Here is a 16,223-nt window from a genome sequence, read left to right as displayed (position 1 = left end):
GGTGGGGGGATGCCGCGTCGGTCGCTAGGAGGAGCAAGAGCGATGCGCGTTGGAGCATTCGTCCTGGCCGCCCAATTCCCCGGGCAGGGGCATGCGGAGGCCCTGCACCGGGCCGTGCGGACGGCAGTGGTCGCCGAGGAGGCGGGGCTGGACGCGGTCTGGTTCGCCGAGCACCACTTCATGCCGTACGGGGTCTGCCCCTCGGCGGTGACGCTCGCGGCACTGGCCCTGGGACGCACCCGCCGGATCCGCGTGGGCACGGCCGTCAGCGTGCTGCCCACCACCCACCCCGTGGCCCTCGGCGAGCAGGCCGCCCTGCTGCACCTGGCCTCCGAGGGCCGGTTCACCCTCGGGGTGGGCCGCGGCGGCCCCTGGGTGGACCTGGAGGTCTTCAACTCCGGTCTGGCGGCGTACGAGGAGGGGTACCCCGAGTCCCTGGCGCTGCTGATGCGGTGGCTGCGCGAGCCCCGGGTGGGCGCCGCGGGCCCCCGCTTCCGCTTCCGCGAAGTGCCGGTCGTGCCGCGCCCCGACGACCTGGAGGATCGTTCCGGCCCGCCCGTCCTCATGGCGTGCACCTCGCCGTCGAGCGTCCGGCTCGCGGCCGGGCACGGCCTGCCCATGCTGCTGGGGATGCACAGCGGGGACGAGGAGAAGGCGGAGATGGTGGCCCTGTGGCGCAAGTGCTCGCTGGAGGCGGGGCGTTCGCCCGGGGAGGTCGCCGCGGCCGCCCACGTCTCCGCCGGGGTCGTGCAGGTCGGGGACCGTCGGCAGGAGGCCGCGGAGACCCTGACGAAGGCCATGCCGGGCTGGCTGCACCAGGGCCTCTCCGCGTACGTGACGGTCGACGGCCGGGCGCGCACGATGCGTGATCCGCTGGAGTACACCAAGCTGCTGTGCGAGATCCATCCCGTCGGCCCGCCGCAGCTGTGCGCCGACCGCCTCGCGGCCACCGCGGAGCGCACGGGCATCACGCGCTTCGCCCTGCTGGCCGAGGGCTCCGGCGACCTCGCCGCCACCGAGGACAACCTCCGCCGGCTCGGCACCGAGGTGCTGCCGCTCCTCTCCTGACCTTCCTCGCCGCCCCTGTGGCCCCTCCGCCCCCGTGGTCCGGCTCCACTCGCCCGCCATCGGCCGTTCCCGGGGCCGCTGCCGCTCCCGCACTGATCGACACCTCCCGCGTGCGGAGCGGCAGCGTCAGCGCGTCAGCAGTCCCGCAGCTCCGGCGACTGGTTCAGCAGCTGGCCCCGGATCGACGTGAAACGGGCCAGGCGCTGGTCCGCCTGCGGGGCAAGCGGGAACACCGCCACCCGATGGCAGTTCTGGAACGCCAGGCGCACTCCGAAGTGCCGCTCCAGGGCACCTCGGATGGCATCACTCGCCAGGGCGCGCAGCAGCTGGCCACGGGCCTGCTCGTCCGGCGGAGGCGTCTGGTTGTCGGCGAACTCGCCACCGTCGATCCTGAGCCGGGCCACCAGGGAGCTGATCATCTCCCACGCGTACGGCAGGGAGGTCCGGACGCAGTCGACGAATTCCGCTTCATCGACCTCGCCTCGCTCGGCCTGTTCGAGGAGGGCCGGTGAGACGTCGAGCGACATGGGTTCTCCTCTCGCGACCCCGCGAGCGGGGTCTCAGGGGTGGGCGAGCGGACGACGACGCCCCGTGCCCGTACGACGACCGCCCGCTTCAACGGTAATTCGGCCACTGCGGGCGCACCAGGAGAACGCACCGACAACCAGCCACAGCCAAAGGGCCCATCGGGGGCGAATCGCGTCGGGGGGCAGGAGTCGAGTAGCGTTGCGCACCATGCGTCTCGTCATCGCCCGTTGCTCCGTGGACTACGCGGGCCGGCTCACCGCCCACCTCCCCTCCGCCCCGCGGCTGATCCTCGTCAAGGCGGACGGCAGCGTCTCGATCCATGCGGACGACCGCGCCTACAAACCGCTCAACTGGATGTCCCCGCCGTGCACCCTCAAGGAGGGCGACGGGGACGTGTGGACCGTGGTCAACAAGGCGGGCGAGAAGCTGATCATCACGATGGAGGAAGTGCTGCACGACTCCTCCCACGAGCTCGGCGTGGACCCCGGCCTCATCAAGGACGGCGTGGAAGCACACCTTCAGGAGCTCCTCGCGGACCGCATCGAGACGCTCGGCGAGGGCTACTCCCTGATCCGCCGCGAGTACCCCACCGCGATCGGCCCGGTGGACATCCTGTGCCGCGACGCCGACGGCGCGACGGTGGCCGTGGAGATCAAGCGGCGTGGCGAGATCGATGGTGTGGAGCAGCTCACACGCTACCTGGAGCTCCTCAACCGCGACCCGCACCTGGCGCCCGTGCGCGGCGTCTTCGCGGCCCAGGAGATCAAGCCGCAGGCTCGCGTGCTCGCCACGGACCGCGGCATCGGCTGCGTCGTCCTGGACTACGACGCGCTGCGCGGCATCGAGGACGACAAGCTGCGGCTGTTCTGACGCGCACCGCGCGCGGGAGCATCACCACGCCGGACGGGCCGACCAGGCCCGTCCGGCGTTCGCGTTCACGCCCCGGCGGACGAGGGGCTGCCGCTGCCGTCGGCCGGCTTGCTGCCCGACGAGCCGCTCGCGGCCGACTGGCTGCTGCCGCCGACGGGGCCGCTCGCCGAGCTCGACCCGCTGCCGGCCGGCGAGGACGGCTGGGAGGGCGAGGAGGGCTGGGAGGACGAGGGCTTCGACGACGGCTCGGTGCCGCCGCTGCTGCTCCTGCTCGGCTCGGGCGACTGCGAGGGCTTGGTGCCGCCCTGCGAGCGCGACGGGCTCGGCGACGTCCCGCCCGAGGAGGGCCGGCCCGACGGCTCGCCGCTGCCGCTGGGGGCGCCGCTCGGCGACGTGCTGCCGGAGGCGCCCGGCGAGGCCGAGCCGGAGCCGCCCGCGCCGGGCGAGTGGTTCGGCTTCCCCGGCTTGCCCGGCACCTGGGCGTGCCCGGCCTCACCGGGGCCCGGCTGGTCGGCGGTGAGGCTGTTGTCACCGTCCTGCTGGGACGCGGACTGGCCCGGCTTCACCCGTTCGGGCGACTTTCCGTCCTGGCCGCCGGAGGTCACCCCCAGGGTGACGACCGTGCCGAGGACGGCGGCGAGCAGGGCGCCCGCACCGGCCGCGACGAGGTTGCGCCGGGCGCCGCCCATCATCATCTTCCGGGCCCACGGCTGCCGCGCGGCGCCCCGCTGCCGCTGGGCGCGCTCGGCCGCGAGGCGGGCGATGACCGTCGTGGCGACCTGGTCCGGGTCGGCGCCGGGGGCCGCCGGGGAGGCGGCGGAGGGCACGGAGGGCGGCACGGCGGACTGCTCGCTGCGGGCGGCCGGGATCTCCTCGCCCGCGGGCGTACGGCCCGCGGGGCCGCCTGCGGGCCGGGACGCGGACGGCTGCGGCACGGGCGGCACCGGGGCGGCACCGGCGGCGCCGGGCCCGGCTGCGGGCGGACCGCCCGCAGGGCCGCTCGCGGCGAACCCGGAGCGGTCGGCGACCAGCGCGAGCGCCCGGCGGCCCGCTATGGCGCCGCGCTTGTCCGCCATCACACCGCGCATGCCGACGGACGCCTCGAGCTCGGCGCGGGCCCGCTGCAGATTGCCGGTGCACAGCGCCAGCACACCCAACTCGTGGTGGAAGTAGGCCTCTTCGCCGACCTCTCCGGCGCGCCGGGCGGCCTCCTGCCCGTAGCGCAGGACGCGCTCCCAGGCGCTCCAGTGCAGGGCGGCGGCGAAGGCGGGCGCCGCGGTTCGGGCGAGCTGGACGGCCGCGGCGCGGTGCCCGGGGTCGCCGTCGGCCGCGAGGGCCGCGAGCGCGGCGAGGATCGCGTCGGCCTCGGCGGCGGCCCGCTCGGGCGCGACGGAGGGGTGGCCGGCCCACCAGGCGTAGTGCTGGGCGGCGGAGTGGGCGCGCTCGGCAGCGCCCGCGCCGTAGCCCTCGGCGGTGAGCTGGCCGGCGACGCCCGCGGCGAGCCGGTAGTGCCCGGCGACGGCGGTGATCAGGCCGACGGCGAGCAGCTCGCCGACGGCCGCGTCGGCGTGGGTGTCGCCGACGAGCGCGGGCAGATGGGCCTGGTGCGGGACCTCGCCGCCGAGGGCGACGGCGAAGCGCAGGGTCTCGCGGGAGGCGTCGTCGAGGCGGGAGGCGAGCGGCACGGCCGGGCGGGACGCCTCGGCGAGCGGGGGCAGCGGCACGCCGTGTGCGGCACCGCCCTCGGCCTCGGCCTCGGCTGCGGCCACGTAGGGCCTCTCGGCGAAGACGCCGAACTCGTCGGCGGCGGCGGGGTCGGCGCCGGCGGCGTCCCTCCCGCCGGCACCGGGAAGCGCCCCCAGCCGCAGCAGTGCGCCGGCCTGGACGAAGCGCAGCGGCAGGCCCTCGGACTCGAACCACAGGTCCGCCGCCCAGTCGGCCTCCTCGTCCGTCAGCGGCCGGTCGACGCAGAGCTCCAGGAGCTCCAGGCAGGCGGTGCGGTCGAGGCCGCCGAGGAAGACCTCTTCGACGTGCGAGTCGGGAGAGGGCGCGGCGACCTCGGGGGTGGCCGCGAAGAGGAAGGCGCACTCGGGGGTGGCGTCGAGGAGCTCGTCCAGCGCGGCGCCGCCGAATTCGAGGTCGTCCAGGACGACGACGGCGCCGATCTCGCGGACGAGGGAGAGCAGCCCGGCCCGGTCGGGGCGGTGCAGCGGCGCGTGGTGGACGGCGGCGAAGAGGTCGTACAGGACGTCGGTGACGGTGCGGTGGTGGCCGGTGAGGCGGACGACGCCGTCGGGGGCGAGGCGGACGCAGTCGTCGGCGACGGCGTCCAGCAGGGCGCTGCGGCCGGAGCCCGAGGGGCCGGTCAGCCGGACGGAGCGGCCGCGCGAGAGCAGCCGGGAGAGGCGCTCGCGCTCCTCCTGGCGGTGCAGCAGGGGCAGCTCGGGGCCGGCCTGGCGGGCGGGCGGCGGGGGCGCGGCGGCGCGGAGCAGCTCGGCGCGCTCCTCGGGGGTGTGTCTGCCGGGGTGCGGGGGCACCTCGGCGGGCAGGCAGGGCTCGATCTCGCTGCCGTCGACGGGGTTGACGGTGAGGGCGTAGTCGCCGGCGACCAGCCGGACGACGCGGGCGAGCCCGGGGGCCTGCTCCCCGGCCTCGGCGCCCGGGAGGTCGCGCGGGCCGCCGCCCTCCGCGGACTCGTGTGCGCCCTCGCCGAATTCCTCGGGTCGGTTCGTCGGGTCCATGGTGAAAGCCCCCCAAATGCGTGGCGTGCCGTCCTGCCCTTCCGGCCTGCCGCACTCCTCAACCCTCGGCCGGGCATACCGGCCGGCGCTTCATCGGTGCCCGCCGTGGGCTCTGTTATGCGGCCTTTCGCGGCGGGAAAACCGAACCTCAGACCTGGGCACAGTATCCATGAAGCGACGGGGGCCCCGCTGCCCGGGGCATGTCACAGTCTCATGAGAATCGGAAAGAAGGGGACGCATCCGGACGCGGGTGCCTCTATGGCAACTGCGTTCACACGCGGGGCAGGGGCTCGCCCGCCTCGACGCCGATTCCGCCCTCGATGGCGAGGATGCGGTGCAGCCGGGTGGCGACGAGCAGCCGCTGCATCCGGTCGGGCACGCCGCGCAGGACGAGGCGGCGGCCGGAGCGGCCGGCGCGGCGGTGGGCGCCCATGATGACGCCGAGGCCGGTGGCGTCCCAGGAGTCCAGCTCGGTGAGGTCGAGGACGAGGTCGCCGCGGCCGGAGTCGAGGGCGGAGTGCAGGACCGTACGGGCGTCCGCCGCGCTGCGGACGTCGAGGCGGCCCCCGACGACCAGTTCGGCGTGGTCGCCCCTGATGTGCATATGCGCTCCCGGAGTGATGCCCGATGGTGCGTGATGACGGTGTGGCTCTGCAGCCCCGTGCGGTTCTCAAGGCTCTGTGGTTACAAAGAACTGACTGCCTCTCACACGACAAGGTTGCCGCTTGTTGGCGAACCGATACCTAATTCACCCGGGCGGGTGAATTAGGTATCGGTTACCCGGTCGGAGCCGATTCAGTGCTGATAAAAGCCCTGTCCGCTCTTACGGCCCAGGTCGCCCGCGTCGACCATGCGGCGCATGATCTCCGGCGGCGCGAACTTCTCGTCCTGGCACTCGGTGTAGATGTTCCCCGTGGCGTGCATCAGGATGTCGATGCCGGTCAGGTCGGCCGTGGCCAGCGGGCCCATCGCGTGGCCGAAGCCCAGCTTGCAGGCGATGTCGATGTCCTCGGCGGTGGCCACGCCCGACTCGTACAGCTTGGCGGCCTCGACGACGAGGGCCGAGATCAGCCGCGTGGTGACGAAACCGGCGACGTCGCGGTTGACGACGATGCAGGTCTTGCCGACGCCCTCGGCGAACTCACGGGCCTTGGCCAGCGTCTCGTCGCTGGTCTTGTAGCCGCGGACCAGCTCGCACAGCTGCATCATCGGCACCGGCGAGAAGAAGTGGGCGCCGACGACGCGCTCGGGGCGCTGCGTGGCCGCCGCGATCTTGGTGATCGGGATGGCGGAGGTGTTGGAGGCGAGGACCGTCTCGTCCTTCACCAGGCCGTCCAGGGTGCGGAAGATGTCCCGCTTGGTGTCGATGTCCTCGAAGACGGCCTCGACGACGATGTCCGCATCGGCGGCCGCGTCCAGGTCCGTCGTGGTGGTGATGCGGGCGAGGGCCTCCTCGGCCGCGGACGCCTCCAGCTTGCCCTTGGAGACGAACTTGTCGTACGAGGCCTTGATGCCGTCCGTGCCGCGCTGCAGCGCCGCGTCGGTGACGTCCCGCAGCACGACGTCCCACCCGGCCTGGGCGGAGACCTGCGCGATCCCGGACCCCATCAGTCCGGCCCCGATGACGGCGAGCTTCTTGGCCACGGCTGTCCCCTTACTCCCTGTGCACATAGCTGTTCTCAACGCACTCTCTCGGCCGGACCTTAGCGCCCGTCGCGGCGCGGTTGGGCGGTAAGAGATGCGCGTCACGTCCCACATGACGGACATCACATCGAGACGCCCACTGGCCGGTCCCCACACTGCAGTTGGGCCCCTTCAGCCTCAGGAGTCACAGGGGTGGCGCGGTGCGCGTCGGCCTCGGCAGGCCCCCGCCACGTGGCTAGGCTCGTCCCCATGGTCAACCTGACGCGCATTTACACCCGCACCGGTGATACGGGCACCACCGCCCTCGGCGACATGAGCCGCACCGTGAAGACCGACACCCGCATCGCCGCCTACGCCGACGCCAACGAGGCCAACGCCGCGATCGGGGTGGCGATCGCGCTCGGGCAGCTGCCCGAGGAGATCGTGAAGGTGCTCGTCCGCATCCAGAACGACCTCTTCGACGTGGGCGCCGACCTGGCCACGCCCGTCGCCGAGAACCCCAAGTACCCGCCGCTGCGCGTGGAGCAGTCCTACATCGACAAGCTGGAGGCGGACTGCGACCGCTTCCTGGAGGACCTGGAGAAGCTCCGCAGCTTCATCCTGCCGGGCGGCACGCCGGGGGCGGCGCTGCTGCACCAGGCCTGCACGGTCGTGCGCCGCGCGGAGCGCTCCACCTGGGCGGCGATGGAACTCCACGCGGACATCATGAACCCGCTGACGGCCACATACCTGAACCGCCTCTCGGACCTGCTGTTCATTCTCGCGAGGACGGCCAACAAGGAGGTCGGGGACATCCTGTGGGTCCCGGGCGAGAACCGCTGACGCACGGCGCGCCCGGGGACCGGTCGGGCGTCAGCGCTTCAGTTCCTCCGGGGCCGGGGCCTGCTCCGTCTTCTCCGGACCCGGGGCCTGCTTCGGCCAGATCGTGTAGCTCGTCGCGATGGCCAGGTTGATTCCGGCCACGATGAGCATCTTCGTCTGCCATGCCCGCAGCGAGCTGATGTCGCCCGCGTCCCCGACGTACCAGACCGCCGCCTGCAGCAGGCCGAGGGCGACCGCGCAGGACAGGATCCAGCGGGCGGCGGTCTTCCACTCGTGGACGGTGCGGGCCATGCCGTACTTCGGCGGCTTCACCGGCGGCGGGCCGCCCGCGAAGCGGTGGGCGAAGCGGGCGTCGACCCACTTGATCGTGGCGTGGCCGAGGCCGACGGAGTAGCCGATGTAGACGGCGGCCAGGCCGTGCTTCCAGTCGGCCTCCGCACCGTTCTTCAGGTCGACCGCGGTGGCGATGAGCAGGACCAGCTCCAGCAGGGGCTCCAGCAGCAGCACGGCGACCCCCGCCCGCGGCATCTTCGCCAGGTACCGCAGGCTCAGGCCGCCGGCCAGCAGCACCCAGAAGCCGACCTCGCAGACGACGATCAGCGTGACGATCACGGTTCTCTCCCTTCCCTCCCTTCCAGGCTCCCTGCCGTGACCAGCGGTTTCGTCGTCGCTTACGACGATTCCGGACTGCATCCTTCGATGTAGTGCGCGCCCTGCCGGACCCTCCCGCGGCGCGTCCCCGCGGCCTCCGCCGCATGCTGTGATGTACGCATGCCCGTCCGCCGCCTGCGCCTGCCCCGCCGCCCCGACCGCGACGCCGTCCTGATCGCGGCCACAGGCCTGCTGGGCGGCCTGGCGCTGTGGTTCCTGGGGCTGCACAACAACCCGCCGCTGGCCGATGTGCCCGGGTGGCTGTCCCTGGTGGCGCTGGGCGTCATGTGCGGCGCCGAGCTGCTGCGGCGCAGCGCCCCGCTGACGGCGCTCGCCGTCGGCACGCTCACGCTCGTCCTCGACATCTGCACGGGCTCGCTCGTCGCGACGATCGCCATGTACACGGACGTCGTCTACGCGGCGGTGCTCTACGGCCGTCCCTCCGTCGCCTGGCGCATCCCCCGCATCGCCGAGGTGCTGACCGTGCTGGGGACGCTGCTGGCCGTGGCGGTGATCCGCAAGCCGGAGGCGCTGCTGATCGGCTTCGGTTTCGGGGTGCTGATCGTCGCGCCGGCGTGGACCGGCGCGGGCATCCGCCGGCACCGTGACGCCGCGCGGGCGGCCCGGCTGGAGGCCGAGCGGACGGCGCTGCTGGCGGAGATGGACCGCCGCGAGGCCGTGGGCGCCGAGCGCGCCCGGATGGCGCGCGAGCTGCACGACATGGTCGCGGGCCACCTGTCGGCGATCGCGATCCACTCCACCGCGGCGCTGTCGATCGGGGAGGCGAAGGCGTCGGAGGAGGCGCTCACCGTGATCCGGGAGAACAGCGTGCAGGGCCTGGCCGAAATGCGCCGGCTCATCGGGCTGCTGCGGCAGGCGGGCGGCGAGGAGGAGCCCGCGGCCACGCCCCGCCTCGACGGTGTGGACGCGCTCCTCGCCCACGCCCGCAAGGCCGTCCGCGACGACCGGTTCCGCTTCGTCCTGGACGACGGGCGGGGGCCGGTTCCGCTCCCGGCGCCGACCGAGCTCGCGGCGTACCGCATCGTCCAGGAGTCCCTGACCAACGCCGTCAAGCACGCGGCGCCGGGCGAGGTGACGGTGCGTCTGGCGCGCGAGGGCCGCAGGTGGCTGGCGGTGGAGGTGACGAGCGCCTACGGCGCGGGTCCGGGGCCGCGGGCGCCGGGCTCCGGGGCGGGGCTGGTCGGCATGGGCGAGCGGGTGGCCCTGCTGGACGGGGAGTTCGAGGCGGGCCCGGTGGCGGGCCCGGACGGCAAGAGCTGGCGCGTGCGGGCGGTGCTGCCCGTACCGGAGGAAGGAACACCGTGACCACCACACCCCCCGCGGACGCCCCCGGGATCCGCGTCCTGGTCGCCGAGGACCAGGCGTCCGTACGCTCCGGGCTGGTGCTGATCCTGCGCTCGGCGCCGGGCGTCGAGGTCGTCGGGGAGGCGGCCGACGGCGAGGAGGCCGTCCGGCTGGCCCGCGAACTGCGCCCGGACCTGGTGCTGATGGACGTGCAGATGCCGCGCCTGGACGGGGTGTCGGCCACCCGGCAGGTGGTCGCCGAGCAACTCGCCGACGTCCTGGTGCTGACCACGTTCGACCTGGACGAGTACGTCTTCGGGGCGCTGCGTGCGGGCGCGGCGGGCTTCCTGCTCAAGGACAGCGACGCCGCCGGTCTCATCGCGGCGGTGCGGACGGTGGCGGCCGGCGAGGGGCTGATCTCCCCGGCGGTGACGCGCCGCCTGATCGCGGAGTTCGCGCGCCCGGCGCAGGGCCGGATGCCGGGTGCCGAGGAGCCCGCGGCGCTGGAGTCGCTGACGCGCCGCGAGCGCGAGGTGCTGGCGGCGCTGGGCGAGGGGCTGTCGAACGCGGAGATCGCGAGCCGTCTGGGCATGGCGGAGGCGACGGTGAAGACGCACGTCAGCAGGTTGCTGAACAAGCTGGAGCTGCGCAGCAGGGTGCAAGCGGCGGTGCTGGCCCGGGAGTTGGGATTGGTCCAGTCCTCTTGACCATTGGTACGGACCTTCTTACGCTCCCCGAGCAGCTGTGCACCCCCCACCTGTCCGCACCTCTCTCCGAGGAGCACCCCCTTGAGCACAGGAACCTCAGGAAGCATCGGCCGCACCTTACGAAGAGCGGTGGCCGCCCTGGCCACGCTCGCGCTGCCCGCCACCGCGCTCGTCGGCCTGGCGGCCGCCCCGGCCCACGCGGCGCCGTCCGCGACGGCGACATTCGTCAAGACCTCCGACTGGGGAACGGGCTTCCAGGCGGAGTGGACGGTCAAGAACACCGGCACCACGGCCATCACCGCCTGGACCGTCGAATGGGACTTCCCCTCCACCACCACGGTCGGCGCCTACTGGGACGCCCTGCTCACGAGCTCGGGCTCCCACCACACCGCCAAGAACCGCGAGTACAACGGCACCATCGCCCCCGGCGCCAGCGTCACCTTCGGCTTCGTCGGCTCCGGCGACGGCGCCCCCACGGGCTGCCGGCTCGACGGCGGGCCCTGCGACGGTTCCTCCGCCGACACCCCGCCCAGCGCCCCCGGGCAGCCCTCCTCCACCGGTGTCACGGCCGACAGCATCGCGCTGACCTGGGCCGCCGCCACGGACGACAAGAGCGTCAAGAACTACGACGTCTACCGCGGCGACAGCGTCGTCGGCACGGTCTCCGGCACCGCCTTCACCGACACCGGCCTCAGCGCCGACACCGACTACACGTACAAGGTCGTCGCCCGCGACTCGGCCGGCCAGACCGGCCCGGCGAGCCCGTCCGCCACCCTGCGCACGGGGAGCGGCGGCGGCACCGACAAGCCGCCCTCCGCCCCCGGCACCCCGCAGGCGACCGCGGTCACCGACACCTCCGTGGCCCTGAAGTGGCCCGCTGCCACGGACGACAAGGGCATCAAGGACTACGACGTCTACCGCGGCACCGTGAAGGTCGCCACGGTCGGCAAGCTCGCCCACACCGACACCGGCCTCACCGCGGGCACCGACTACACCTACACCGTCGTCGCCCGGGACTCCGCGGGCCAGACCGGCAAGGCCAGCGCGCCGCTGACCGTGCGCACCACGGGCGGCGGCCAGCCGCAGCCCGGCGCCGGCTACGCCAAGGTCGGCTATTTCGTGCAGTGGGGCATCTACGGCCGCGGCTACACCGTGAAGTCCCTGGAGACCACGGGCGCCGCCGCCAAGCTCACCCACATCAATTACTCCTTCTCCAACATCCACCCCACGGACCTCACCTGTCTCAATGGGGTCACCAAGGCCACCACCCCCAACCCCCAGGACCCCAGCCAGGGCGACGGCGCGGGCGACTCCTGGGCCGACTACGAGAAGGGCTTCGGCGCCGGCGAGTCCGTCGACGGCGTGGGCGACACCTGGGACCAGAAGCTGGCCGGCAACTTCAACCAGCTGAAGAAGCTCAAGGCCAAGCACCCCGGCCTCAAGATCAATATGTCCATCGGCGGCTGGACCTACAGCAAGTACTTCTCGGACGTCGCCAGGACGGAAGCCTCCCGGCAGAAGTTCGTCAAGTCCTGCATCGACATGTACATCAAGGGCGACCTGCCGGTGACCAACGGCCGCGGCGGCCCCGGCGCCGCCGCCGGGATCTTCGACGGCTTCGACATCGACTGGGAGTGGCCCGGCTCCGAGGGCCACGCCGGCAACCACGTCTCCAAGGACGACAAGGCCAACAACACCCTGCTGTTCGCCGAGTTCCGCCGGCAGCTCGACGCACTGAGCGCGACGACGGGCAGGAAGTACCTGCTCACGGCCTTCACCCCGGCCGACCCGGCGAAGATCGAGGCAGGCTGGGACATCACCACCAAGGACGGCACGCCCAGCGTCATCGACTACATGGACTTCGCCAACGTCCAGGGCTACGACTTCCACGGCTCCGGCAGCGACAACAGCTGGGAGCCCAAGCGCACCGGCCACCAGGGGAACCTCTACCAGGACGCCAAGGACCCGTACACGACGAAGTTCAGCGTCGAGAAGACCGTCCAGGCCTACCTCGACGCCGGGGTCGACCCGAAGAAGGTCGTGCTCGGGCTGGCCTTCTACGGCCGCGGCTGGCAGCAGGTCGCCGACGGCGGCGAACGGGGCGTCTGGCAGACGGCGAACGGGGCGGCCCCGGGCCAGTTCCCGGAGGAGTCGGGTACGCGCGGCTACGACAACCTGATCGCGTCCGTCGCGGGCCTCACCGTCCACCACGACGAACAGTCGGTCGCCACGTACGGCTACACCGGCAACAACGGGCAGTGGTGGACGTTCGACGACGTCTGGTCGATCAACAAGAAGACGGCCTGGCTCAAGCCGAAGGGCCTGGGCGGCGTGATGATCTGGGAGATGTCGGGTGACAGCGGAACGCTGATGACGGCCGTGGACAACGGCTTGCGTTCCTGACCGGCAAAAGCGCCGGCCGGGCTGAATCTTCAGCCCGGCCGGCGCTTGAGACCACGGGAAGTTACGCCACGTTCACACGCTGACCGGGAGGCGCCGCCTCCAGCCACGCCAGGAAGCCCGTCAGGGCGTCCTCGCTCATCGCCAGCTCCAGGCGCGTCCCCTGGTGCACACAGATCAGCACGACCGCGTCGGACAGCAGCGCGAGCTCCTCGTCCCCCTGCGGGGACCGCCGCTCCAGCACCTCGATGGAGGCGCGCTCCAGCAGCCTGCGGGGCCGCGGCGCGTACGAGAAGACCCGGAACCACTCGATCCGGTCACTGTTGTAGCGGGCGACGCCGTACACCCAGCCCTTGCCGTCCGGCGTGGGGCCCTTCTCCGGGACGTTCCAGCGCAGACTGCAGTCGAACGTACCGCCGGAGCGCTGGATCAGGCGCCTCCGCAGCCCGAAGACGAAGAGCCCCACCAGCACCAGCAGGACGACGACGCCGCTCACGAGCAGAGCGAGGACCATCTCCACCGACCTCCTCGCAACATCTAGAGCAACGGGCTTGTATTGCCTCAGCCGCGGACCGCCCTGGAGTGTTCCAGTGCGGTCCGCGGCTGAGGGACGAACTCAGTGGGCCGTGGGCTAGTGAACGCCCGCGACCGCACGCAGCCGGACGTCGGCGCGCCGCTCGGCGGCGGCGTCCGCCGCCGACTTGGCGCGCTCGAGCGCCCGCTCCGCACGCTTGACGTCGATCTCGTCGGCAAGCTCCGCGATCTCGGCGAGCAGCGAGAGCTTGTCGTCCGCGAACGAGATGAACCCACCGTGCACCGCGGCGACGACATTGCCGTCGGCGGTCCTGATGGTCACCGGGCCGGACTCCAGCACACCGAGCAGCGGCTGGTGGCCGGGCATGACGCCGATGTCACCCGATGTGGTACGCGCGATGACCAGAGTGGCCTCGCCGGACCAGACGCTTCGGTCCGCCGCGACCAGCTCGACGTGCAGCTCAGCAGCCAACGTGGCTCCTCGGGTCTTCACCTGCCGGGCACGGCAGGTGTTGGGTCAAAGAATAGGGGACGTGGCTGCCGGGGGCGGGAGCGCCCCGCCCCCGGCAGCTGACGAGCACGGGGCTCAGGAGACGCCCAGCTCCTTGGCGTTCTTCTTCAGGTCCTCGAGACCACCGCACATGAAGAAGGCCTGCTCGGGGAAGTGGTCGTACTCACCGTCGCAGATGGCGTTGAACGCCGCGATGGACTCGTCCAGCGGGACGTCGGAGCCGTCGACACCGGTGAACTGCTTCGCCGCGTGGGTGTTCTGCGACAGGAAGCGCTCGACACGACGCGCGCGGTGGACAACGAGCTTGTCCTCCTCGCCGAGCTCGTCGATACCGAGGATCGCGATGATGTCCTGGAGGTCCTTGTACTTCTGCAGGATCCCCTTGACGCGCATGGCGGCGTCGTAGTGCTCCTGCGCGATGTAGCGCGGGTCCAGGATGCGGGACGTCGAGTCCAGCGGGTCGACCGCCGGGTAGATGCCCTTCTCCGAGATCGGACGCGACAGAACGGTCGTGGCGTCCAGGTGGGCGAAGGTCGTCGCCGGGGCCGGGTCGGTCAGGTCGTCCGCGGGGACGTAGATCGCCTGCATCGAGGTGATCGAGTGACCACGGGTCGAGGTGATGCGCTCCTGCAGGATGCCCATCTCGTCCGCGAGGTTCGGCTGGTAACCCACCGCGGAGGGCATGCGGCCCAGCAGGGTGGAGACCTCGGAACCGGCCTGGGTGAAGCGGAAGATGTTGTCGATGAAGAACAGCACGTCCTGCTTCTGCACATCGCGGAAGTACTCCGCCATGGTCAGACCGGCCAGGGCCACGCGCAGACGGGTGCCCGGGGGCTCGTCCATCTGGCCGAAGACCAGCGCGGTCTTGTCGAGAACGCCGGCCTCCTCCATCTCGACCATGAGGTCGTTGCCCTCACGGGTGCGCTCACCGACACCGGCGAAGACGGAAACGCCCTCGTGCAGCTTCGCCACACGCATGATCATTTCCTGGATCAGCACGGTCTTGCCGACACCGGCACCACCGAACAGACCGATCTTGCCGCCCTTGACGTACGGGGTCAGCAGGTCGACGACCTTCAGGCCGGTCTCGAACATCTCGGTCTTGGACTCGAGCTGGTCGAAGGCCGGGGCCTTGCGGTGGATCGTCCAGCGCTCGGCGTCGGCGACCGTGGACGGGTCCTCGTTGAGGACCTGGCCCAGGGTGTTGAACACCTTGCCCTTGGTGACGTCGCCGACGGGGACGGTGATGCCCTTGCCCGTGTCGGCCACCGGGGCCTGGCGGACCAGACCGTCGGTGGGCTGCATGGAGATCGCGCGGACCAGGCCCTCGCCCAGGTGCTGGGCGACCTCGAGGGTCAGCGTCTTGCGAGCGCCCTCCTCGGCCGGGTCGTCGACCTCGACGTGCAGAGCGTTGTAGATCTCCGGCATCGCGTCGACGGGGAACTCCACGTCGACGACGGGGCCGATGACCCGCGCGACGCGGCCCGTGGCGGCGGCCGTCTCAACAGTGGTCGTCATTAGTTGTCACTCCCCGCGGTCGCGTCGGCCAGAGCGCTGGCGCCACCGACGATCTCGCTGATTTCCTGGGTGATTTCGGCCTGTCGGGCCGCATTGGCAAGCCGCGAGAGCGACTTGATGAGCTCTTCTGCGTTGTCGGTGGCGGACTTCATCGCACGACGACGGGCGGCGTGCTCGGAAGCCGCTGCCTGCAGCAGCGCGTTGTAGATCCGGGACTCCACGTACCGCGGCAGCAGTGCGTCGAGGACCCCTTCGGCCGACGGCTCGAAGTCGAACAGCGGCAGGATCCGGCCCGGCGTGGCGGCCTCCTGCTCCGCGGGAGCCTTCTCCAGGCTCAGCGGCAGCAGGCGCTTGTCGGCCGGCGTCTGCGTCATCATCGAGACGAACTCGGTGAAGACGACGTGCAGCTCGTCCACGCCGCCCTCGGCAGTGTCCCGCTGGACGGCCTCGATCAGCGGCCCCGCGATGCGCTTGGCATCGGCGTAGGCCGGGCTGTCGGTGAAGCCGGTCCAGGACTCCGCCACCGGACGCTCGCGGAAGCCGTAGTACGCGACGCCCTTGCGGCCGACGATGTACGTGACGACGTCCTTGCCCTCGGCCTTGAGCCGCTCGGTGAGCCGCTCCGCCGCCTTGATGGCGTTCGAGGAGTAGCCGCCGGCCAGACCGCGGTCGCTCGTGATGAGCAGCACCGCGGCCCGGACCGGGTTCTCCGCCTCGGTGGTCAGGGCGTGCTTGGTGGTGGAGCCGGTGGCAACCGCGGTCACTGCCCGGGTGAGCTCACTGGCGTACGGAGTCGATGCGGCCACCTGGCGCTGTGCCTTGACGATGCGCGAGGCGGCGATCATCTCCATCGCCTTGGTGATCTTCTTGGTCGCGGAGACGGACTTGATCCGCCTCTTGTAGACCCGGAGCTGGGCACCCATG

The 16,223-nt window shown here is 72.1% G+C and carries 15 protein-coding genes; 6 read left to right on the top strand and 9 right to left on the bottom strand.

Going from position 1 to position 16,223, the window contains the following annotated elements; genetic code table 11:
* The first annotated feature begins 42 nt into the window (after nt 1-42).
* Nucleotides 43-1,068: an LLM class flavin-dependent oxidoreductase gene (locus AS857_RS30040; RefSeq protein ID WP_058046310.1), complete on the top strand. Its 1,026-nt coding sequence runs from the start codon at nt 43-45 to the stop codon at nt 1,066-1,068.
* Between the two features lie 134 nt (nt 1,069-1,202).
* On the opposite strand, the gene AS857_RS30035 is transcribed toward AS857_RS30040, so the two are convergent.
* Nucleotides 1,203-1,595 (bottom strand): SCO5389 family protein, encoded by a 393-nt coding sequence (locus AS857_RS30035; protein WP_058046309.1) that lies wholly within the window; start codon nt 1,593-1,595, stop codon nt 1,203-1,205.
* A 208-nt stretch (nt 1,596-1,803) separates the two neighbouring features.
* Here AS857_RS30035 and nucS point away from each other — a divergent pair, with 208 nt between their 5' ends.
* A complete protein-coding gene (gene nucS, locus AS857_RS30030; protein WP_058046308.1) occupies nt 1,804-2,466 on the top strand; it encodes an endonuclease NucS in 663 nt (220 codons plus the stop codon).
* Nucleotides 2,467-2,531: 65 nt separating this feature from the next.
* On the opposite strand, the gene AS857_RS30025 is transcribed toward nucS, so the two are convergent.
* From AS857_RS30025 to AS857_RS30015, 3 genes are all read right to left on the bottom strand, one after another.
* Complete coding sequence (locus tag AS857_RS30025) at nt 2,532-5,207, bottom strand: ATP-binding protein (protein WP_058046307.1); 2,676 nt, start codon at nt 5,205-5,207, stop codon at nt 2,532-2,534.
* Between the two features lie 271 nt (nt 5,208-5,478).
* Nucleotides 5,479-5,811 carry an STAS domain-containing protein gene (locus AS857_RS30020; protein WP_058046306.1) on the bottom strand — a complete coding sequence of 111 codons (333 nt, stop codon included), beginning with the start codon at nt 5,809-5,811 and terminating at the stop codon, nt 5,479-5,481.
* 191 nt (nt 5,812-6,002) lie between these two features.
* Complete coding sequence (locus AS857_RS30015) at nt 6,003-6,851, bottom strand: 3-hydroxyacyl-CoA dehydrogenase family protein (RefSeq protein WP_058046305.1); 849 nt, start codon at nt 6,849-6,851, stop codon at nt 6,003-6,005.
* 249 nt (nt 6,852-7,100) lie between these two features.
* Here AS857_RS30015 and AS857_RS30010 point away from each other — a divergent pair, with 249 nt between their 5' ends.
* On the top strand, nt 7,101-7,673 hold the full coding sequence (locus tag AS857_RS30010; protein WP_058046304.1) for a cob(I)yrinic acid a,c-diamide adenosyltransferase: 573 nt from the start codon (nt 7,101-7,103) through the stop codon (nt 7,671-7,673).
* A gap of 30 nt (nt 7,674-7,703) precedes the next feature.
* Here the strand turns inward: AS857_RS30010 and AS857_RS30005 are convergent, their stop codons facing one another.
* Complete coding sequence (locus AS857_RS30005; protein ID WP_058046303.1) at nt 7,704-8,285, bottom strand: hypothetical protein; 582 nt, start codon at nt 8,283-8,285, stop codon at nt 7,704-7,706.
* Nucleotides 8,286-8,444: 159 nt separating this feature from the next.
* Between AS857_RS30005 and AS857_RS30000 the strand changes: the two genes are divergently transcribed.
* From AS857_RS30000 to AS857_RS29990, 3 genes are all read left to right on the top strand, one after another.
* On the top strand, nt 8,445-9,650 hold the full coding sequence (locus tag AS857_RS30000) for a sensor histidine kinase (protein WP_058046302.1): 1,206 nt from the start codon (nt 8,445-8,447) through the stop codon (nt 9,648-9,650).
* Complete coding sequence (locus AS857_RS29995; RefSeq protein WP_058046301.1) at nt 9,647-10,336, top strand: response regulator; 690 nt, start codon at nt 9,647-9,649, stop codon at nt 10,334-10,336. The genes AS857_RS30000 and AS857_RS29995 overlap by 4 nt, the downstream gene beginning before the upstream one ends.
* 81 nt (nt 10,337-10,417) lie before the next feature.
* The gene (locus AS857_RS29990; RefSeq protein ID WP_058046300.1) at nt 10,418-12,739 is read left to right on the top strand and encodes a glycoside hydrolase family 18 chitinase; all 2,322 of its coding nucleotides are present in this window, start codon (nt 10,418-10,420) and stop codon (nt 12,737-12,739) included.
* 61 nt (nt 12,740-12,800) lie between these two features.
* On the opposite strand, the gene AS857_RS29985 is transcribed toward AS857_RS29990, so the two are convergent.
* The 4 genes from AS857_RS29985 to AS857_RS29970 form a co-directional block, all read right to left on the bottom strand.
* A complete protein-coding gene (locus tag AS857_RS29985; RefSeq protein ID WP_058046299.1) occupies nt 12,801-13,250 on the bottom strand; it encodes a DUF2550 domain-containing protein in 450 nt (149 codons plus the stop codon).
* A gap of 117 nt (nt 13,251-13,367) precedes the next feature.
* Nucleotides 13,368-13,742 carry a F0F1 ATP synthase subunit epsilon gene (locus AS857_RS29980; protein ID WP_058046298.1) on the bottom strand — a complete coding sequence of 125 codons (375 nt, stop codon included), beginning with the start codon at nt 13,740-13,742 and terminating at the stop codon, nt 13,368-13,370.
* Nucleotides 13,743-13,856: 114 nt separating this feature from the next.
* Nucleotides 13,857-15,299, bottom strand: coding sequence for a F0F1 ATP synthase subunit beta (atpD, locus tag AS857_RS29975; RefSeq protein WP_058046297.1), 1,443 nt, complete (start codon nt 15,297-15,299; stop codon nt 13,857-13,859).
* Nucleotides 15,299-16,222, bottom strand: a complete 924-nt coding sequence (locus AS857_RS29970; RefSeq protein ID WP_058046296.1) for a F0F1 ATP synthase subunit gamma — start codon at nt 16,220-16,222, stop codon at nt 15,299-15,301. Before AS857_RS29970 ends, atpD begins: the two co-directional genes overlap by 1 nt.
* Nucleotide 16,223 lies beyond the last annotated feature (1 nt).

Source organism: Streptomyces roseifaciens (genome assembly GCF_001445655.1).
In the GTDB taxonomy this organism is placed as follows: domain Bacteria; phylum Actinomycetota; class Actinomycetes; order Streptomycetales; family Streptomycetaceae; genus Streptomyces; species Streptomyces aureoversilis.
Note: the sequence above shows the minus strand (reverse complement) of the source record. Positions and strands in the feature narration are given on the sequence as shown.